24 protein-coding genes are annotated in these 18,467 nt (G+C 41.7%); 21 read left to right on the forward strand and 3 right to left on the reverse strand.

The annotated features are described in order from the left end of the window. The first annotated feature begins 36 nt into the window (after positions 1-36). Complete coding sequence (locus tag AAYR28_RS02410; RefSeq protein WP_017366657.1) at positions 37-372, forward strand: hypothetical protein; 336 nt, start codon at positions 37-39, stop codon at positions 370-372. Positions 373-469: 97 nt separating this feature from the next. On the opposite strand, the gene fbpB is transcribed toward AAYR28_RS02410, so the two are convergent. Together fbpB and AAYR28_RS02420 are read right to left on the reverse strand one after the other, a co-directional pair. Then, entirely contained in the window at positions 470-619 is a 150-nt protein-coding gene (gene fbpB / locus AAYR28_RS02415) for a Fur-regulated basic protein FbpB (protein WP_065215285.1), read from the reverse strand. A gap of 315 nt (positions 620-934) precedes the next feature. Continuing rightward, positions 935-1,255, reverse strand: a complete 321-nt coding sequence (locus AAYR28_RS02420; RefSeq protein ID WP_034283964.1) for a thioredoxin family protein — start codon at positions 1,253-1,255, stop codon at positions 935-937. A gap of 184 nt (positions 1,256-1,439) precedes the next feature. On the opposite strand from AAYR28_RS02420, the gene AAYR28_RS02425 reads away from it, so the two are divergent. The 7 genes from AAYR28_RS02425 (at position 1,440) to AAYR28_RS02455 (ending at position 8,880) form a co-directional block, all read left to right on the forward strand. Next, complete coding sequence (locus AAYR28_RS02425; protein WP_041107469.1) at positions 1,440-2,522, forward strand: D-alanine--D-alanine ligase; 1,083 nt, start codon at positions 1,440-1,442, stop codon at positions 2,520-2,522. 80 nt (positions 2,523-2,602) lie between these two features. Next, entirely contained in the window at positions 2,603-3,967 is a 1,365-nt protein-coding gene (locus AAYR28_RS02430) for a UDP-N-acetylmuramoyl-tripeptide--D-alanyl-D-alanine ligase (RefSeq protein ID WP_070326711.1), read from the forward strand. Positions 3,968-3,985: 18 nt separating this feature from the next. Beyond that, positions 3,986-4,678, forward strand: a complete 693-nt coding sequence (locus AAYR28_RS02435) for an alpha/beta hydrolase (RefSeq protein ID WP_061110634.1) — start codon at positions 3,986-3,988, stop codon at positions 4,676-4,678. Positions 4,679-4,805: 127 nt separating this feature from the next. After that, positions 4,806-5,144: a glutamate synthase gene (locus AAYR28_RS02440; RefSeq protein ID WP_034283957.1), complete on the forward strand. Its 339-nt coding sequence runs from the start codon at positions 4,806-4,808 to the stop codon at positions 5,142-5,144. A gap of 165 nt (positions 5,145-5,309) precedes the next feature. Further along, positions 5,310-6,800 carry a degradosome RNA helicase CshA gene (cshA, locus tag AAYR28_RS02445; protein WP_061110633.1) on the forward strand — a complete coding sequence of 497 codons (1,491 nt, stop codon included), beginning with the start codon at positions 5,310-5,312 and terminating at the stop codon, positions 6,798-6,800. Between the two features lie 114 nt (positions 6,801-6,914). Next, a complete protein-coding gene (locus AAYR28_RS02450) occupies positions 6,915-7,394 on the forward strand; it encodes a PH domain-containing protein (protein ID WP_024425383.1) in 480 nt (159 codons plus the stop codon). Continuing rightward, positions 7,384-8,880 (forward strand): PH domain-containing protein, encoded by a 1,497-nt coding sequence (locus tag AAYR28_RS02455; RefSeq protein WP_046313966.1) that lies wholly within the window; start codon positions 7,384-7,386, stop codon positions 8,878-8,880. The genes AAYR28_RS02450 and AAYR28_RS02455 overlap by 11 nt, the downstream gene beginning before the upstream one ends. Positions 8,881-8,934: 54 nt before the next feature. Here AAYR28_RS02455 and AAYR28_RS02460 read toward each other — a convergent pair whose 3' ends face one another. Then, on the reverse strand, positions 8,935-9,540 hold the full coding sequence (locus AAYR28_RS02460; RefSeq protein ID WP_041116754.1) for a rhomboid family intramembrane serine protease: 606 nt from the start codon (positions 9,538-9,540) through the stop codon (positions 8,935-8,937). Positions 9,541-9,634: 94 nt separating this feature from the next. On the opposite strand from AAYR28_RS02460, the gene acpS reads away from it, so the two are divergent. The 13 genes from acpS to AAYR28_RS02525 all read left to right on the forward strand — a co-directional run bounded on the left by acpS (position 9,635) and on the right by AAYR28_RS02525 (position 18,399). Then, positions 9,635-10,000 carry a holo-ACP synthase gene (gene acpS / locus AAYR28_RS02465; RefSeq protein ID WP_041116756.1) on the forward strand — a complete coding sequence of 122 codons (366 nt, stop codon included), beginning with the start codon at positions 9,635-9,637 and terminating at the stop codon, positions 9,998-10,000. A 160-nt stretch (positions 10,001-10,160) separates the two neighbouring features. Next, positions 10,161-11,177 (forward strand): outer membrane lipoprotein-sorting protein, encoded by a 1,017-nt coding sequence (locus tag AAYR28_RS02470; RefSeq protein WP_098677666.1) that lies wholly within the window; start codon positions 10,161-10,163, stop codon positions 11,175-11,177. Positions 11,178-11,318: 141 nt separating this feature from the next. Next, positions 11,319-12,500, forward strand: coding sequence for an alanine racemase (alr, locus tag AAYR28_RS02475; protein ID WP_098677665.1), 1,182 nt, complete (start codon positions 11,319-11,321; stop codon positions 12,498-12,500). A gap of 294 nt (positions 12,501-12,794) precedes the next feature. Further along, positions 12,795-13,076 (forward strand): hypothetical protein, encoded by a 282-nt coding sequence (locus AAYR28_RS02480; RefSeq protein WP_003214273.1) that lies wholly within the window; start codon positions 12,795-12,797, stop codon positions 13,074-13,076. 4 nt (positions 13,077-13,080) lie between these two features. Beyond that, the gene (gene ndoA, locus AAYR28_RS02485) at positions 13,081-13,431 is read left to right on the forward strand and encodes a type II toxin-antitoxin system endoribonuclease NdoA (protein ID WP_024425388.1); all 351 of its coding nucleotides are present in this window, start codon (positions 13,081-13,083) and stop codon (positions 13,429-13,431) included. 115 nt (positions 13,432-13,546) lie between these two features. Further along, positions 13,547-14,377 carry an RsbT co-antagonist protein RsbRA gene (locus AAYR28_RS02490; RefSeq protein WP_034283948.1) on the forward strand — a complete coding sequence of 277 codons (831 nt, stop codon included), beginning with the start codon at positions 13,547-13,549 and terminating at the stop codon, positions 14,375-14,377. 4 nt (positions 14,378-14,381) lie between these two features. Continuing rightward, positions 14,382-14,750, forward strand: a complete 369-nt coding sequence (gene rsbS / locus AAYR28_RS02495; RefSeq protein ID WP_003214235.1) for an RsbT antagonist protein RsbS — start codon at positions 14,382-14,384, stop codon at positions 14,748-14,750. 2 nt (positions 14,751-14,752) lie between these two features. After that, a complete protein-coding gene (locus tag AAYR28_RS02500) occupies positions 14,753-15,154 on the forward strand; it encodes an anti-sigma regulatory factor (protein ID WP_024427376.1) in 402 nt (133 codons plus the stop codon). 10 nt (positions 15,155-15,164) lie between these two features. Further along, positions 15,165-16,172, forward strand: coding sequence for a PP2C family protein-serine/threonine phosphatase (locus AAYR28_RS02505; RefSeq protein WP_024425391.1), 1,008 nt, complete (start codon positions 15,165-15,167; stop codon positions 16,170-16,172). Positions 16,173-16,231: 59 nt separating this feature from the next. Further along, entirely contained in the window at positions 16,232-16,561 is a 330-nt protein-coding gene (locus tag AAYR28_RS02510) for an anti-sigma factor antagonist (RefSeq protein ID WP_024425392.1), read from the forward strand. Further along, a complete protein-coding gene (gene rsbW, locus AAYR28_RS02515) occupies positions 16,558-17,046 on the forward strand; it encodes an anti-sigma B factor RsbW (RefSeq protein ID WP_041107445.1) in 489 nt (162 codons plus the stop codon). Before AAYR28_RS02510 ends, rsbW begins: the two co-directional genes overlap by 4 nt. Further along, the gene (gene sigB / locus AAYR28_RS02520; protein WP_024427378.1) at positions 17,012-17,800 is read left to right on the forward strand and encodes an RNA polymerase sigma factor SigB; all 789 of its coding nucleotides are present in this window, start codon (positions 17,012-17,014) and stop codon (positions 17,798-17,800) included. Before rsbW ends, sigB begins: the two co-directional genes overlap by 35 nt. After that, on the forward strand, positions 17,800-18,399 hold the full coding sequence (locus tag AAYR28_RS02525) for a PP2C family serine/threonine-protein phosphatase (protein ID WP_034283944.1): 600 nt from the start codon (positions 17,800-17,802) through the stop codon (positions 18,397-18,399). Before sigB ends, AAYR28_RS02525 begins: the two co-directional genes overlap by 1 nt. The last annotated feature ends 68 nt before the right edge of the window (positions 18,400-18,467 follow it).

An 18,467-nucleotide genomic window follows, 5' to 3' on the forward strand; every position in this document is an offset into this window, starting at 1 on the left:
CTTATAATAAGAAAGAGTCATGGAGGTGGCACTATCGTGAAAAATTTCATTACGGCTTTACCAATTTTGCTGCTGCTGTCGTTTTCGTTTGTGTCTTTTGCCTTCCAATTTGATCATCTTGTTTATTTCAGACTAGCGCTGGGGATTTTTTCGTTAGCGGGTCTTTTCTTTCTGTATACACTTAAAAGAAATATGAAATGGTTCATGGTCTATTTATATGCGAGCTGGATCGTTCTTGCTGCCGTCACGACATTTGAGGAACCAGTCTTTTCTCAATTTTTCTTCGGTGGTTTAACGATGACAATGGGTTATCTCACATATATGCTCATTTATTTAGGTATGAAGCAGGACCGTGTAGCGAAATCACATTAAAACAAAAGCCGATAAAATCGAATAACAGATTTTATCGGCTTTTTTATTTTGTTGAAGCAGACAAAAGAGCAGTCAGTGATGACTGCTCCTCTCATAGTTATGATTCACGCCCAGCAGCTGCAAGCTGCTTCTGGTGTTTTTTGTCGATGGTTTCGTAAATACTTTCCATCATTTGAGGATCGCGCATGATGGCCTTTTTGTTCTCTTCAATCAATTGCTGGTAGGTTTTAATTTTCTTCTTAGACATGTGACTCATCGCTCCTTAATAAGAATGGACGTCTATAGGATTTCACATAGATGAAATTGATAATCATTTTCAATTAGCAATTCCATTATACAAAGACAAATGTCAGAAGTAAAGATTCAATTCAGAAAATTCACGTAACCGACATATTCCAAGCTGGTTCGACGCTGCATTCTTTCCCAGGAAATAATGTTGTCGTGACTTGTCGTAAGTGAAACATCAATTTGAAACGTTTTGGCTGTGCAGCTCGTCTTATGAAGAGATTTAAAAAGAAAAAAGACATCAGCAAGAGTTTGCTGATGTCCTTCGTTTCATCAATTAAGAAACGTGCTCTTGAAGAAATTCTGTCACTTCTTCAGGCGATTTTGCATTTGCACTGTGTAAATGACCTGTTTTTTCACCATTTTTGAAAATTAACAGGCTTGGAATGCCCATTACCTGATACGTTTCAGCTAATTCAGGGAAATCATCTTTATTTATTTCAAACCATTCATGGTGAGCATAAGCTTCTAGGATGTCTGGAATGAACATGTCCATTCTTGTACAGTCAGGACACCATGTTGCAAAGAATTTAACGATGACTTCTTTGTCTGATTGAATCATTTCATTGAATTGTTCAGTACTTGTGATTTTTTTCAATTTGTCACAACTCCTTTTCATTGTCATTTTAATATAAAATAAAGGCGAATGACATACAAATGCTCGGGAGGCGCTTACAACCTTTACAAATCATTTCAATTACGTAACAACAAAAATTAATTAGAGCATTTTTGCTTGAAAGTGATAAGATAGTAAAGATGAATTTTAGTGGGGGGAGTATCCATTGAAAATAAGTTTAGGATTGATTTACGGCGGAAAGTCAGCCGAACATAATGTATCACTGCAAACAGCCCTTGCAGTTACAAAAGCACTTAACACTGAGAAGTTCGATATACATCCAATTTATATTACAGAAGAGGGTGAATGGTTAAGAGGAGAAAAACTCACTGAACCAGTATCAAACGTCAAAATGCTTCAATTTGAACAGAACGCAAAGACGTTTTTACCAACTTCTTTAAATGAAAGCATGTTTCCACAGCCTGCATCGGCTGATGAGAAAATTGATGTTGTCTTCCCGTTGCTGCACGGACCAAATGGAGAAGATGGCACAATGCAAGGATTACTTGAACTGTTAAATATCCCGTATGTCGGCAACGGCGTTCTCGCGTCTGCCGCGGGTATGGATAAAGTCATGATGAAAGATGTTTTTGCACAAGCAGGACTTGCACAAGCAAAGCACCTTTCTTTCAATAAAAAAGACTACGAGAAAGCGACACCAGACAGCTTAGAACAGGTGGAAAAAGTACTGGGCTATCCATGCTTTGTGAAACCTGCCAACATGGGATCAAGTGTTGGAATTAGCAAATGCCGCAGCAAAGAAGAACTGCAGACTGCATTTGACCTCGCTTTCCAATATGATCGTCGTGTGGTCGTAGAAGAAGGCGTCGTTGGAAGAGAAATCGAGATTGGTGTATTAGGCAATGATGAGCCGAAATGCTCTGTCGTTGGTGAGATTGCGCCTAAAACAGATTTTTATGATTACAAAGCAAAATATGAAGACGGCGATACAGATTTGATCATTCCGGCGAGTGTGTCAGAGGATGAATATAAGACGATTCATGACATGGCAATTAAGGCATTTAAAGCCCTCGATGGATCTGGTCTCGTACGTGCAGACTTCTTCCTTACAGAAAAAGGTGAAGTGTTGATCAATGAAGTGAATACAATGCCTGGATTCACACCATTTAGTATGTTCCCATTACTTTGGAAGCACACTGGTGTAGAGTATCCAGAGTTAATTGAAAAGCTGGTGTCACTTGCAATTGAACGCCATCAAGAAAAACAAACCATTAAAACAACTTTTTAATGTGAGCAGCAAGCAGACACTATCCTTAGGTAGTGTCTCTTTTCCTTCAAACGTGAAATGAGAAAGAGAGGCGAAAAATCATGATCAAACGTACAGTGAAACAAATCGCCCAAATGGCTGGTGGAACCCTATCTAATCAAGCTTTTGGCGAAGAACAGATTCACGGAGTGACAACAGATACACGAAAAGTATCAAACGGCGCCCTGTTTATCCCGCTTATCGGAGAACATTTTAACGGTCACACATTTGCTTCGAAAGCAGTGGAGCTTGGAGCATCAGCTGTTCTTTGGAATCAAAAAGAAGCCAATCCGCCAGAAGGCGTTCCGGTAATTCTTGTAGAGGATACACTAGCTGCCCTTCAACAGCTGGCGAAATCATACTTAAAAGAAGAAAACCCTCGTGTTGTCGGTATTACAGGAAGTAATGGGAAAACCACAACGAAAGATATGATTCATTCCGTCTTGCAAACAGCGTATCGAGTTCATAAAACAAACGGTAACTTTAATAATCATATCGGTCTTCCGCTCACCATTCTTGCAATGCCAGAAGGAACCGATATTGCGGTTTTGGAGATGGGCATGAGTGCAAAAGGCGAAATCGAATTTTTATCAGATCTGGCTGAGCCTGATGCGGCAGTCATCACAAATATCGGGGAATCACATATGCAAGATTTAGGATCAAGAGAAGCCATTGCTGATGCAAAATGTGAGATCGTAAAAGGATTAAAAGAAGACGGCATCTTTTATTACTTAGGTGATGAGCCTTTGCTTCGCGAAAGAGCAAGTTCACTTTCTCAGCGTGTGAAAACCTTTGGAGAAGCAGAGGACTGTGATATCAAGGTAACGCACATCAACCAGCTTGCAGAAGGAACAGAATTTCAGGTCGAAGGGTATGCCCAAGGTTTTCTCATTCCTGTATTAGGGAAACATAATGTGAAGAATGCACTTGCTGCTATTGCTATAGGCCAGCATTTTGGGCTGAATGAAAGACAAATTGCCCAAGGACTGATGCAAACGAAGTTGACGGGGATGCGTCTTGAGCTGATTAAAACAGACAAAGGAATCACTGTCATCAATGATGCATATAATGCAAGTCCTACTTCTATGAAAGCAGCCATTGATCTTGTGGGAGATATGGACGGCTTCGCCAATCGTATTCTTGTACTTGGAGATATGCTCGAAATGGGCAGCGAAGAAGAAACGTATCATTATGAATTAGGCCGTTACATCAAGCCAGAATTTATTGATCATGTCATGACGTATGGCCGTCTAGGTGCATTCATTGCTGAAGGAGCGAAAAAATCATTCGGGGCTGAGCACGTCTTCTCCTTTATGGACAAAGAGGACCTGAAGAAAAAACTAGCTGAAGTGGCAGGGCCTGACGATGTTGTGCTTGTCAAAGCCTCACGCGGTATGAAATTGGAAGAAGTCATTACTGCACTATAAAAGTGAGAAGGTGACAGAATGATTGGCTGTTTATGTATCCACGGTTTTACTGGTGCCCCTTATGAAGTAGAACCGCTGGCGCAATATTTAAAACAGGCGGCAGATTGGAATGTGCAGTCTGTTACGCTTCCGGGGCATGGAGAGGAGCTTCAGTTAAAAGGCATTCTTTATCAAGAATGGATAGCGACAGCTGAACTCGAACTTCTATCCCTTTATCGAACTTGTGACACCATGTATTTGATCGGCTTTTCTATGGGCGGAATGATTGCTTCTTATTTAGCAGCGAAGTACCCAGTTGCCCGTCTCGTCCTATTAAGTGCTGCGGCTAAATATGTGAACCCAAAACAAATGATGCAAGACACAAGGCAGATGGTAAAGGAGTCCCTGTCTGGGTTAATTGATACAAACCCTTTGTATGATCGATATCGTCATAAGCTCACAAGCACGCCGCTGTCAGCTGCGATAGAATTTATGAAGCTGGTAAAGCAAACGAAGAATTCGCTTGAGAAGCTTCATCTGCCTGTGTTAATTGTTCAAGGTGAAAGCGACGGAATTGTGCCCGCTTCAAGTGCAGAATTTATTTATCATAAAGTCCCGTCTCGCCAGAAAGAAATGTTTTATTTGCCCGATTGTAAACATCATGTTTGTCATGAGCCATGTGCCCAGCAATTGTTTGAGAAAGTAGAACATTTTTTAAAAAAAGCAATTTAATCTATAGAAAAGCTAAAATGTGGCTAAACTAATATAAATTGAATCCCACTTGTTAAAATTTGCATCATTTTTGTCGAATGAGTGACAGGCATATGGTACAATAGGAAAGAAAAGGTGGTTGATTCGGTTGTTTCAATATGACGGAAAAACCTTTGTCCCGCAGTCTAATTCGAGTAACGGAGAAGTATCAGCAGGAACCATATTTCAATATCGTCAGGACGGGAATATATTAACGGGCACATATCAAGGCGGCAGTATTATATCTGGCGTACTTGTAGGAACTGTGAATGAGGATGGAACACTTCATTTTAGATATCACCATGTAAGCAAGGACGGCAGCATGAGAAGCGGGACTTGCAATTCCACTCCAAAGCAGCTGGATAACGGAAAAATTCAACTGTTTGAAAAGTGGAAATGGATGGACGGAGATCAAAGTGAAGGTGAATCTGTCATTGTAGAACAGTAGATATATCCATTTCTGTCTTGTTGAAAAACAAATAGGGTAATGGTAAGATATAAGGTAGGGTAATTCGGGCTTTGTATATAATGGACCTGTCCTTTCGGAAAAGGGCAGTTTTTAATGATCATTCACGAGATTACTGAAACAGCAATTAGAAGGAGTTTGAATAATTTGACTATAACGTTTCAAGATTTTCAATTAAGCGAAAGTCTCATGAAAGCTATTAACCGCATGGGATTTGAAGAAGCAACACCGATTCAAGCGGAAACAATTCCTCTCGGTCTTCAGAATAAAGATGTCATTGGACAAGCACAAACAGGTACAGGAAAAACTGCAGCATTTGGTATTCCTCTGGTAGAAAAAATTGACCCAGCTTCTCCAAACATCCAAGCGATTATCATTGCGCCAACAAGAGAATTAGCGATTCAAGTATCTGAAGAGCTATATAAAATCGGCCAAGACAAGCGTGCGCGCGTACTTCCGATTTACGGTGGACAAGATATCGGCCGCCAAATCCGTTCGCTCAAGAAAAATCCTCATATCATCGTAGGGACTCCAGGACGTTTACTCGATCACATTAACCGTCGTACAATGCGTCTTCAAAATGTTGAAACAGTTGTGCTTGATGAAGCAGACGAAATGTTAAACATGGGTTTCATTGAAGACATTGAATCGATCCTTTCAAATGTACCAAGTGAACACCAAACACTTTTATTCTCTGCGACAATGCCTGCACCAATTAAGCGCATTGCAGAGCGTTTTATGACAAACCCAGAACACGTAAAAGTAAAAGCGAAAGAAATGACAGTCTCTAACATCCAACAGTTCTACTTGGATATTCACGAGCGTAAAAAGTTTGATACATTGACTCGTCTTCTTGACATTCAATCACCTGAGCTTTCAATTGTCTTCGGCCGTACGAAACGCCGTGTTGACGAATTGACTGAAGCACTTAACCTTAGAGGTTATACAGCTGAAGGAATTCATGGTGACCTGACTCAAGCAAAACGTATGGTTGCGCTTCGTAAATTCAAAGAAGGTTCAATCGATGTGCTTGTAGCAACAGACGTTGCAGCACGTGGACTTGATATCTCAGGCGTCACACACGTGTATAACTTTGACGTACCGCAAGATCCAGAAAGCTACGTTCACCGTATTGGACGTACTGGACGTGCTGGACGTACAGGTATGGCGATGACATTCATCACACCACGTGAAAAAGATATGCTTCGTGCGATTGAGCAAACGACTAAACGTAAAATGGATCGTATGAAAGAACCAACACTAGATGAGGCAATCGAAGGACAACAGCAAGTAACCATTGATCGTCTGCGTACAATCATCAGTGAAAACAACTTGAACTTCTACATGACAGCTGCTGCTGAATTGCTGGAAGATCATGATTCTGTGACAGTGGTTGCGGCTGCCATCAAAATGATGACAAAAGAGCCGGATGCAACGCCTGTTCGTTTGACAGATGAAGCACCAATGATTTCAAAACGCAATCGTAACAACCGCAGCTCTTCTAAACGTAGAGACGGTGGCGGCGGAGGCGGCTATCGCGGGAAAGGCCGTTCATCTTACGGTGATAAAAAGCGTTCTTCAAATGACCGCAATCGTTCTTCTAACGATCGTCGTCAAAAGAAATCTTATAACAACTAACATACAAGAGCGAATCCTTTGCAGGGTTCGCTTTTTTTAACAGGCTGAAATTGAAACTTTTTAGGCTTTGTTACGTAATATATTGATAGAAAAGTAAGAGAATGGGGGAAGAATGTGAGAAAACAGCCGCAACGTCAAATTAGTTTAAATGGTTTAAAGGTATGGCGTCTTCAAAATGGAATTATCTCATTGATTTTCTTACTCATCATCATTGGGGTATTTGTTGCCAGCTACTATTTTCAATGGCCATATTGGATTGGAGCGATCCTTTCTGGTTTATGGGTCTTACAGGTCATTTTTGGCATTTGGCTCATACCAAAAATCCGCCACCACATCTGGCGCTACGAAGTATTCGAAAATGAAATTGAAATACAGCATGGACTCATTCGCGTCACACGTGTAATTGTGCCAATGGTTCGTGTTCAGCATGTTGATACATCTCAAGGACCGCTTTTAAGGCGCTACCGTTTGGCCTCTGTTCAAATTTCGACTGCTGCCACAGTTCATGATATACCGGCGCTAGAATTAGAAGAGGCAGATGAGCTTCGTGATTACATATCTCGTTTAGCAAGGGTGACGGAAGATGATGTCTGAACCAAAACGTGTACACCCCATTTCGATGTTCATTGATTTTATATCAGATGCTGTATCCATGATCAAAAACTTCATTATCCCTTTTTTCGTGCTGATTTTTGTGAACTCGAATTCGAGCATTCGCTTTTATGCATTTATCATTCTTGGTGTGCTTCTTTTATGGAAAGCCGTTTTTACCATTTTAGAATGGAGACGATTCACTTACCGGATGGAAGACGATGAATTTCGTGTGGAATCGGGTGTGATTACGAAAAAGAAAAAATATATCTCGTTAGAACGAATTCAAACGGTCAATACAAGTGAAGGTATTTTCCAGCGGATTTTCGGTTTAGTGCGGGTTCAAATCGAAACGGCAGGCGGAACGGATGGTCCAGAAGTGAGCCTGACCGCGATTACAAAAGCAGAAGCGGAACAATTAAAGCAGTCGATTTTCAACCGGAAGAAAAGCTTGCAGGAAGAAGAAATGACGGATGAAGCAGGTGATCTGAATGGCCATTTGACTGCGCAAAAACCTATGCAGGAAGAAATCAATGTCTCCTATCGTATGGGTGTGCCAGAATTGCTTTTGGCTGCGACCACTTCAAGCGGTATCGGTGTCATTATCTCAGGGTGTCTCGCCATCTACACGCAAATAGATGAAATTCTCCCTTTGGACGGGTTCTTCAAGCAGTTCTCTTTTTTAAGCCATGCGAGCATTGAAATCTATGCGATTTTGATATTTCTTGCCGTATTGATCGCATGGATCTTGAGTGTTGGGGTAACAGCACTTCAGTATGCGAATTTTGCTGCAAAACGAAAAGGGAATGACATCATCATTACAAGAGGGCTCATCGAGAGACATCAAATGACCATTCCACTTGCGAGAATTCAAGCAGTGAAAATCAAAGAGAATATGATCCGTGAGCCTTTTGGTTTTGCGACGGTGATGCTTGTTAGTGCGGGAGGTTCGATCACAGAGAAAGAAACCTCTTCCGTCTTATTTCCGCTCATTCGGAAGAAAAAAATAAATGAATTGCTGTCACAATTCACCGATCATTATCATGTAGCACCAGAAACAGAGCTGAAAAAAGTGCCAAAACGTTCGCTCAAGCGCTACCTGATCTCATATGGCTTTGTGCCGTTACTTGTAGGTATCATCCTGTCGGTACGCTTTCCGCCATGGGGATATTTGGGACTCATTCCGTTACCGCTTGCTCTATTCTTTGGCTATTTAGCTTATAAACAATCAGGATATACAATCAAAGATTCATTGATTCAAATGACATCAAGAGGCATTGGCAAGACCACTGGCATTGTCTTGAGAAAACGAATGCAAAACTATACGATGACGCAATCTTTTTTCCAAAAGAAAGGTCGGGTCGCCAGTATTCACACCTTTGTGAAATCCTCTGCGCTGCTTGATTCCTTTGGTGTGCATCACCTTGAGGAAGAAGATGCGGCACGTGTATTTGATTGGTATTCGTATGAAAAAAATCAATCGTCTTAAACGAAAAATGTCGATCAGCTCCTGCTTGAGGAGTGATCGACATTTTTTATGAGATTAATAGCGTCTTTTTTTCGAATGGAAAAGCAGCGTAATCGGTGCTAGAATCATACCGCCGATCAATCCAAATAAGTGAGCCATGATATTGATGTTCGAATTGACGAACGTCATGATGACAGAAACAGCAAGAATCGTTAAAATCACTTGTGAATTCCCGCGGTCCATCATGTGCGGTTTAAACAGGACAAGGTATAGATAAACCCCAAACAAACCGAAGATCGCACCAGAAGCGCCAACATGTACATACTCTAAAGGCTCCACCCAATAGGTTCCGAGATTGCCAATGAATCCTGCACCGAGATAAATGATTAGAAATCGAACCTTCCCAAGCAAATGTTCAAGCGCTGGAGCGAACAAGAAAAGGGACATGGAATTGAATAAAATATGCGTGAGACTTCCGTGCAGAAAAATAGGTGTGACGAGACGCCACCATTCCCCAGCTGCTACACCATAATTGAAACCGACGAGATGATCCTGACCAAGCTGTATAATAGGGATAGGAACCGCAAATATAAGCCACAGGCCGATTTGTAAAGCAAGGATCGCTGTTACGATTGGATACGATCTAATAAATTGTTGAAAGCTCTCCGTTCGAATAAACATAACAAACCCCTTTTGACTAGATAATGGTAAGTTTATAGTAACACGTTTATGAAGCGAACACTCAAATTAGTACGAGTATCATAGGAGGTACCTCATGATCAAAGGAATAGGCATTGATATTGTAGAGATCGACCGTCTTTCGCGGGTGCTCAGCAGACAGCCCCGTTTACCGGAACGAATTTTGACTTTAAGTGAACAGGACGTCTTTCTTACACTCAGTGAAAAAAGACAGCTGGAATTTTTGGCAGGACGCTTTGCGGCAAAGGAAGCCTTCGCTAAAGCATACGGAACGGGAATCGGTCAGCATTTAAGCTTTCATGACATAGACATTCAAAAAGACGATAAGGGGAAACCCTTCATCAAAAGCGAGAAAGCAGAGGGCGATCAGGTCCATGTGTCGATAACCCATACAAAGGAATATGCTGCTGCACAAGTTTTAATTGAAAGGTTGTCAAGCTAGTCTGCATATTGTTTGTCCCCCCTTCATATATTGGGTAGTGCGATAAGGAAGGGCGAGTTGCTAACAGGCTTTGATGGTTCGCGGTACGCAGTTAACTCTTGAGGCGTACTGTTAAAGTCAAACAAGCGGTTTCTTCCTTTTAACACAATTAACGAAGGGGTTGAAAAGGGTGAGAAAAAGCTTTGTTTTGCTTGTAACGGGAATCCTTTTTGTACTGATTCTCTCCGCATGCGGTCAAAAATCTCAGAAGGATATCGTTGGAGATTTAAACAAAAAGGCAGAGGAAATGACATCATACAAAGCCAAAGCAAAAATGACCATTGAGACAGGAAATGACCCGCAGGAGTACCAGGTAGAAATTTGGTACAAAAAGCCGGAGCTTTACCGTGTCTATTTAGAAAATCCGAAAAAGGATCAGAGTCAAGTCATTTTAAGAAATGGCAATGGTGTGTTTGTGCTGACACCTTCATTGAACAAGAGCTTCCGTTTCCATAGTGATTGGCCGAATAATAGCAGTCAGGTCTATTTATTCGAATCACTTGTGAAGGACATTAAAAATGACAGTGCAGCTCAGTTCAAAGCGAAAGAGTCAAAGTATGTGTTCGAAACGAAGACCAATTATCAGCACAACCAAATGCTGCCTACCCAAGAGATTACCTTTCATAAGAAAACAATGGCGCCTGCCAGTGTAAAAGTGCTGGATAGCGACAAAAAGCCAATGGTGAAAGTGGAATTCTCTCACTTTGAATTCAATAAATCCTTTGACAAAGATGCATTTGATGAGAAGAAAAACATGACGCTCTCTCAAATGGATGTTGCCACAAGTGCAGACCCATCTGACAGCTTTGCGGTGAAAACACCAGTTGATATGCCAGAAGGCGTGAAGAAGATGGAAGAGAAAGAAATGACGACAGATGCTGGGAAGCGTTATGTAATTACGTACGGCGGCAAGAAATCCTTCACACTCATCCAGGAAAAAGCGAGAGTAGCTGAAGCATCTACGCCTGTCACGATGAACGGCGAGCCGGTCGATCTTGGTATGACAGTAGGGGTTCTGACAGATCAATCCCTCTCATGGACATCTGACGGAGTTGACTACTTAATTTCCTCAAGTGATCTATCGAAGGAAGAGCTTTTGATGGTTGCAAAGAGTGTAGAAGGCCAGTCAGCTAAATAAATGAGATTCTCAGGCAGAAAGCCTTGATAAATGAAGCATCAGCCCTGTGCAAGGGCTGATTTTCTTTGATTTGTTTCACATTATTCTTGATTTTTAGTATCATATGAGGGGATTGAATCATTCAATAGGGAAGTGTGACTGATGGACACAAATGCCTTTTATAGAGACACATGGGCAGAAATTAATTTAACAGCAATCAAGCATAATGTTTCACATATGAAAGATCATATCGGTCAAAATGTTCAACTGATGGCTGTTGTGAAAGCCAACGCATATGGACATGGAGATATAGAAGTGGCAAGAGCTGCCCTCAAAGCAGGTGCAGACTTGTTGGCTGTAGCCTTTTTAGATGAGGCCATTTCTTTAAGAAATCAAGGCATTAAAGCACCGATTCTTGTACTCGGCGCAGTACCGCCGGAGTATGTCAAAACCGCTGTTCGATACAATGTGATCATGACCGCTTACTCCACCAGGTGGCTGAGGGAAATCGTCGATATGATGAAAGGGGAGATGGGACAACCCATTCGTTTTCATTTGAAAATAGACAGCGGAATGAACCGTTTAGGTGTGAAAACGTTAGAGGAAGTGAATGAAGTAAAGAAGCTTGTCAGCGAGCATTCTTATTTACAGCTGGAAGGAGTATTTACTCACTTTGCGACAGCGGATGAAAAGGATGAGAACTATTTTGATCGTCAGGTCGACACCTTTCAAACCCTGCTTCAGCCGCTTCATACGGAAAAGCTGCTCGTTCATTGTGCCAATAGTGCAGCAGGTTTGAGGTTTAAAGAAGTGTTGTTTAATATGGTTCGCTTCGGCATCAGTATGTACGGGCTGTCACCATCAGAGGAAATCAAAGATGAACTTCCTTTCAAGCTGGAAGAAGCCATGTCTCTTCATACAAAACTCGCCCATGTGAAGCTCATTCAAAAGGGTGAGAGTGTCAGCTATGGGGCGACGTATACAGCTAATCAAGATACATGGATCGGTACGGTACCAGTCGGCTATGCAGACGGGTGGATCCGGAAGCTGGCAGGAACGGAAGTACTTGTTGGCGGTAAGCGCCGGAAGATTGCCGGAAGGATATGTATGGATCAATTCATGGTTGAACTGAAAGAGAATCTTCCAGTAGGGGAGCCAGTCGTTTTGATTGGTGGACAAGGTGAAGAAATGGTATCAGTCGATGAAATTGCCAAAAGGCTTGAAACCATTAACTATGAAGTCACTTGCTCCATTGGCCACCGCGTCCCAAGAGTTTATATAGAGGACGGCAAAAGGGTGCATGTGCGGAATCCGCTGCTTCAAAGCGGGCCAAGCTTTTTCTAAACAGCTTTCACAGGAACGATCGTCAAACTGACATCGTTCCTTTTTATTCTACAAAGAAGGGGTAAACATTCTCCCTTTTTTAGAGATTTTGGAAATACCGTATGATTTTCGGAAAAAAGCGTATAATGTGAAAGAGGAACTCCATTATCATCTTTGATTTACGGGTGAACAGCCGCTTCATGTTCTAATAAGAAATCATGAAAAAACAGCTTTGCTTGCGCATTGAATAATGGTATGATTAGTCTTGGAATGGATCGAAACGGTATCCGTAAGTTTTGTGGAGGTGTATGTTTTTTGTCTGAATCCAGCGCAACAAACGAAATGAAGATTCGACTACCGGAGGCTTTGATGTCTGAAATCGAACGAGTAGCAGAGCAGGATAAGGTAACAAGAAATGAATTGATCTACCGAGCGACAAAAACGTATATTCGTGAACGCAATATTCGACAAAATCGTGAATCGATGAGACGCGGCTACATGGAGATGGCGAAAATTAATCTGAATATCTCTTCAGAGGCACAATACGCAGAATTTGAGGCTGAGAATACAGTTGAGCGATTAGTCAGCGGGGGTTAAACATTTGATTGTTAAACGCGGTGATGTTTACTTTGCTGATTTATCTCCTGTTGTTGGCTCCGAGCAGGGCGGGGTTCGCCCAGTATTGGTGATTCAAAATGACATTGGAAATCGCTTCAGCCCGACTGCTATCGTTGCAGCCATAACAGCCCAAATACAAAAAGCGAAATTACCGACTCACGTCGAAATTGATGCAAAGCGCTACGGCTTTGAACGAGATTCTGTCATTCTCTTGGAGCAGATTCGTACAATCGATAAACAAAGATTGACAGATAAAATCACACATCTTGATGATGAGATGATGGAGAAGGTTGATGAAGCCTTACAAGTTAGTTTGGCTCTTATTGATTTTTAATATGGTGATACTTGGTTGCTCTGTTGGGAGCAACTTTTTTTGTGTTCAATTTTTATTAACGTTATAATGAAGAAAGACTAAAAGAAGTGCTGTTTATGTACGTAGGGGGTAAAACATGTCGAATCATATCGTGTTAGCTTTTGCAAGAGAGCATCGAGAGGAATTACAAAAAGAGTGGACGGACATTTTTAGACGACTCGGAGAAAAAGAAACGGACATGATGCTGAACGACAATATGTATGAAACCATCTGTTCGGAATATGTTCAATTAATCATTACATCTCTTTCAGAAGGGTATGCTGAAGATTTTGAAGAAAAAGTGCAAACTTTTGCTTTAAAAATTGTTCAAATGGGTATATCACTTAAGTTACTGGCAAATGGTCTAACAGAAATCCGTTCACATTTATATCACAAAATGAACGATGACAAAGATACAACAGAAGAAAGTCATGACCTCATCTGGCAAATTGATCGATTCATCACACCTATTCATAACGAGATCTTAAACCAGTATTCCATCTCATGGGAGAAAACAGTCAACCTTCAAAAAATCGCGCTGCAGGAACTTTCTGCCCCGCTGATCCCAGTATTTGAGCACATTACCGTCATGCCGCTTGTTGGAACAATTGACACAGAACGTGCCAAAAAAATTATGGAGAATCTGCTCAACGGTGTCGTCAAACATCGCTCACAAGTCGTCTTAATTGATATTACGGGTGTACCTGTCGTTGACACAATGGTAGCGCATCATATCATTCAAGCATCAGAGGCTGTGAGATTAGTAGGTGCGAAGTGCTTGCTTGTCGGTATTCGTCCAGAAATAGCCCAAACCATTGTGAACCTTGGAATTGATTTATCTCAAGTTACAACAAAGAATACCCTTCAAAAAGGAATTCAAACTGCTTTGGAAATGACAAATCGAAAAATTGTTTCATTGGAGGGATAACCCAGTGAGAAATCACCCGAAGATTCCAATCTTAAAACTATATAACTGTCTTCTGATTTCGATACAGTGGGAGCTTGATGATCAAACAGCTCTCCACTTTCAAGAAGACTTGCTGAATAAAATTCATGAAACAGGAGCAAACGGTGTTGTCATTGACCTCACATCCGTTGACATGATTGATTCCTTTATTGCAAAGGTATTAGGTGATGTGATCACGATGTCCAAGCTCATGGGGGCGAAAGTTGTATTAACAGGAATACAGCCGGCAGTCGCTGTGACGCTGATTGAACTTGGAATATCGCTTGAAGAAATTCAGACAGCACTAGATCTTGAACAAGGGCTTGAGACACTGAAGCGGGAATTGGGGGAATAGATATGAAAGACCAATCCTGTGTAAGAATATTGACGGAATGGGACATAGTCGCAGCAAGACAATTGGGGCGCAATGTTGCAAAAGAACTTGGATTTGGAACAGTTGACCAAGCAAGAATTACGACGGCCATTTCAGAATTAGCTCGAAACATCTATTTATACGCTGGTAAAGGTCAGATTTGTATAGAAGAAGTGATGGAGCGCGGAAAGCGTGGACTCAAAGTCATCGCAGCCGATGAGGGGCCGGGTATCATGGATATACGTAAAGTAATGGAAGACGGATTTTCAACATCAGGCGGACTCGGAGCAGGTCTTCCGGGCGTCAGACGGCTGATGGATGAATTTAAATTAGATTCTGCACCAGAACAAGGAACGGAGATACAAGCTGTTAAGTGGCTTCGCTAGGAGGGAAACCATGGATTTTAAGGAGGTAATGGAGCAGCGGTACCATCAGCTGCTCAGTCGTTATATCAGTGATTTAACTGAAACATCGCTTTATCAAGCTCAAAAATTTAGCCGTAAAACCATTGAGCATCAAATACCTCCTGAAGAAATAGTGAGTGTTCACCGAAAAGTGATTCAGGAGCTTTACCCTGATTTGCCGGAAGATGTTTTTCATTCACTAGACTTCTTAATTGAAGTCATGATTGGGTACGGACTTGCCTACCAAGAACATTTAACACTCAGAGGCATCCAGCAAGAAATAAAATCTGAAATTGAAATTGCTGCAAATGTTCAGCAAACCCTTCTGGAAACGAAAATTCCAGAAGGAGATACCTTTGATATTGGTGCAATTAGTGTACCGGCAAAACAGATGAGTGGAGATTATTACCACTTTGTGACGGATCACGATACAATCAATATCGCGATCGCAGATGTCATTGGAAAGGGAATCCCGGCTGCGCTCTGTATGTCGATGATTAAATATGCGATGGATTCCTTGCCAGAGTCAGGGAGCGGCCCAACAAAGGTGCTGAAAACCCTGAATCGTGTTGTCGAGCAAAACGTAGACCCAAGTATGTTTATCACGATGTTCTATGGCAGCTATAATAAAGAAACGCATGAGTTTAAATACGCATCGGCTGGTCATGAGCCGGGCTTTTTCTATTGCAAAAAAGAGAACACATTTTACGATTTAGATGCAAAAGGGCTTGTCCTTGGGATCGCACCAGACTTTGACTACAGACAGTACGAGAAGCATTTGGACGCAGGAGACATGGTGATCTTATTCTCTGATGGGGTCACAGAATCCAAGTCAGAGGATGGTTTCTTAGAGCGGGAGGACATCAAAACACTCATATCAGAGCACCTATCCTACTCAGCTCAAGAAATGGTGGATGCCATCTACGCCAGCTTACTCAAACTGCAGGATTTTCAGCTGCACGATGACTTTACTTTACTTGTTCTCAAAAGAAAGGTTTAGAAAGTGAACATGCGGGTATATAAAACTTTAGGAAACAAGAATTTCGAGGTGAATGCATAATGAATATGTCTGTAAAAGAGCATCAAATAGATCAAAAAACGAAAATCAGTGTCAGCGGAGAAATTGATGTGTACTCCGCTCCTGAGCTAAGAGAAACGCTCATGCCTAAAGCTGAGGCGGGAGAGCATCTTGAAATCTGTCTAAAGGATGTTACGTATATGGATAGTACAGGTTTAGGTGTATTCGTTGGGCTGTTTAAAGCGGCTCAAAAAGCAGGTGGCACATTAAAGCTTGAGAACTTGTCAGAACGGCTTGTAAGGTTGTTTGAAATCACTGGATTAAAGGACATCATTGACATTTCTGCAAAGTCAGAGGGTGGGGTACAATGAACGAATCAGTAGATCGAATCGAGATGAAAATACCGGCAAAACCAGAATATGTAGGCATCATTCGTTTGACTCTGTCAGGCGTAGCGAGCCGGATGGGCTATGCCTATGAAGAGATTGAGGACTTAAAAATTGCCGTCAGTGAGGCCTGTACAAATGCAGTTCAGCATGCCTATAAAGGTGAAGACGGCGAAGATGGAGAGGTGGCTGTTCGCTTTCTTGTCTACGAGGATCGTCTAGAAATCATTGTCGCTGACAAAGGCGGTAGCTTTGACTTTAAGCAAAAACAGGAAGACCTGGGACCGTACACATCTGCTCATACGGTGGATCAATTGGCAGAAGGAGGTCTTGGTTTATACTTAATGCAAACATTGATGGATGAAGTCGAGGTGCAAGCAAACTCCGGAGTTACCGTGGCGATGACAAAGTTTTTAAACAGGGAGCGAGTTGACCATGACACAACCATCCAAAACTATGAAACTAACTAAAGATGAAGTAGACCGCCTCATCCAAAGCTATCAAACCAATCAAGACGAGCAGGCGCAGCTCACGCTGGTCGAATGCTATACAAACTTGGTTGATATGCTGGCGAAAAAATATTCTAAAGGAAAAAGCTTTCATGAGGACCTCAGACAAGTTGGCATGATTGGTTTACTTGGCGCCATTAAACGATACGACCCGCTCGTCGGTAAATCATTTGAAGCCTTTGCCATTCCAACCATCATCGGGGAAATCAAACGCTTTTTACGAGATAAGACATGGAGTGTCCATGTACCAAGGCGGATTAAAGAGCTTGGACCAAGAATCAAAATGGCAGTTGATCATTTGACAACAGAGACACAGAAATCACCTAAAGTCCAAGAAATTGCAGAATACTTAGATGTAACAGAAGAAGAAGTACTTGAAACCATGGAGATGGGCAAAAGCTATCAAGCGCTGTCTGTTGACCAAGGCGTAGAGGCTGATTCTGAAGGAAGTACTGTGACGATTTTAGACGTTGTCGGCTCACAGGAAGAGGGCTACGAACGTGTGAATCAAAAAATGATGCTTGAGAGTGTGCTTCATGTGCTGTCGGATAGAGAAAAAGAGATTATCAATCTGACTTACTTGCAAAATAAGAGTCAGAAAGAGACAGGCGATTTACTTGGCATATCTCAAATGCATGTATCGAGACTTCAGCGGAAGGCAGTGAAAAAACTGCGAGATGCATTATCAGAAGATGCGTCTATGGAGCTAGGGTAATGAAACAGATTGAACAGCATGAGCATGTAAACGCCATTATCTATCAATCGAATAAAGAAGGAAAACCATGCTGCGGGGACAGTTTTTTTATTAAAGCAGATGATGAAGAACTAATTTGTGCTGTAGCAGACGGATTGGGCAGCGGCCAGTACGCCAATGAATCATCTTCTTTAGTCAGCGAAATTGTCGAAGAATATGGACATGAGGATGTGGCGGCCCTCATCGACAGATGCAATCAGGCTATGAAAAATAAACGCGGGGCCACTGTGGCCATATTAAAGGTGAATTTTTCCCAGCAGCAATTTACCTATTGTTCGGTTGGCAATATTCGGTTTATCTTGAATGCACCTTCTGGCGACTATATTTATCCACTTCCGACATCAGGATACTTATCAGGGAAACCTAGAAAATATAAAACATACACCTATTCCTACGAAAAAGGATCGATATTCATTATGTATTCAGACGGACTGAATGTGCCAAACATGCGCATGTGTTTAAAGCATGGACATTCAGTTGAAGACATCGCCAAACAGCTTGAAACATACACACAAGACAAAAAGGACGATCTCACCTATGTACTTGGTCAGCTCACGTAAAATAGCTGACCTTTTTTCTGTTTTGCCGGTTTTTTTGATACACTAAAAGAGAAGACACAGTGAGAGGA

Source organism: Bacillus safensis, assembly GCF_039619585.1.
Lineage (GTDB): Bacteria > Bacillota > Bacilli > Bacillales > Bacillaceae > Bacillus > Bacillus safensis.

Excerpts from the sequence above, each read along its gene's own strand:
- AAYR28_RS02460 (WP_041116754.1), bottom strand. The coding sequence starts at position 9,540 with ATGTTTATTCGAACGGAGAGCTTTCAACAATTTATTAGATCGTATCCA.
- AAYR28_RS02435 (WP_061110634.1), top strand. The coding sequence starts at position 3,986 with ATGATTGGCTGTTTATGTATCCACGGTTTTACTGGTGCCCCTTATGAA.
- AAYR28_RS02505 (WP_024425391.1), top strand. The coding sequence starts at position 15,165 with ATGGATTTTAAGGAGGTAATGGAGCAGCGGTACCATCAGCTGCTCAGT.
- fbpB (WP_065215285.1), bottom strand. The coding sequence starts at position 619 with ATGTCTAAGAAGAAAATTAAAACCTACCAGCAATTGATTGAAGAGAAC.
- AAYR28_RS02525 (WP_034283944.1), top strand. The coding sequence starts at position 17,800 with ATGAAACAGATTGAACAGCATGAGCATGTAAACGCCATTATCTATCAA.
- alr (WP_098677665.1), top strand. The coding sequence starts at position 11,319 with ATGGACACAAATGCCTTTTATAGAGACACATGGGCAGAAATTAATTTA.
- AAYR28_RS02510 (WP_024425392.1), top strand. The coding sequence starts at position 16,232 with ATGAATATGTCTGTAAAAGAGCATCAAATAGATCAAAAAACGAAAATC.
- AAYR28_RS02430 (WP_070326711.1), top strand. The coding sequence starts at position 2,603 with ATGATCAAACGTACAGTGAAACAAATCGCCCAAATGGCTGGTGGAACC.
- AAYR28_RS02490 (WP_034283948.1), top strand. The coding sequence starts at position 13,547 with ATGTCGAATCATATCGTGTTAGCTTTTGCAAGAGAGCATCGAGAGGAA.
- sigB (WP_024427378.1), top strand. The coding sequence starts at position 17,012 with ATGACACAACCATCCAAAACTATGAAACTAACTAAAGATGAAGTAGAC.
- rsbW (WP_041107445.1), top strand. The coding sequence starts at position 16,558 with ATGAACGAATCAGTAGATCGAATCGAGATGAAAATACCGGCAAAACCA.
- acpS (WP_041116756.1), top strand. The coding sequence starts at position 9,635 with ATGATCAAAGGAATAGGCATTGATATTGTAGAGATCGACCGTCTTTCG.
- AAYR28_RS02500 (WP_024427376.1), top strand. The coding sequence starts at position 14,753 with ATGAAAGACCAATCCTGTGTAAGAATATTGACGGAATGGGACATAGTC.
- AAYR28_RS02455 (WP_046313966.1), top strand. The coding sequence starts at position 7,384 with ATGATGTCTGAACCAAAACGTGTACACCCCATTTCGATGTTCATTGAT.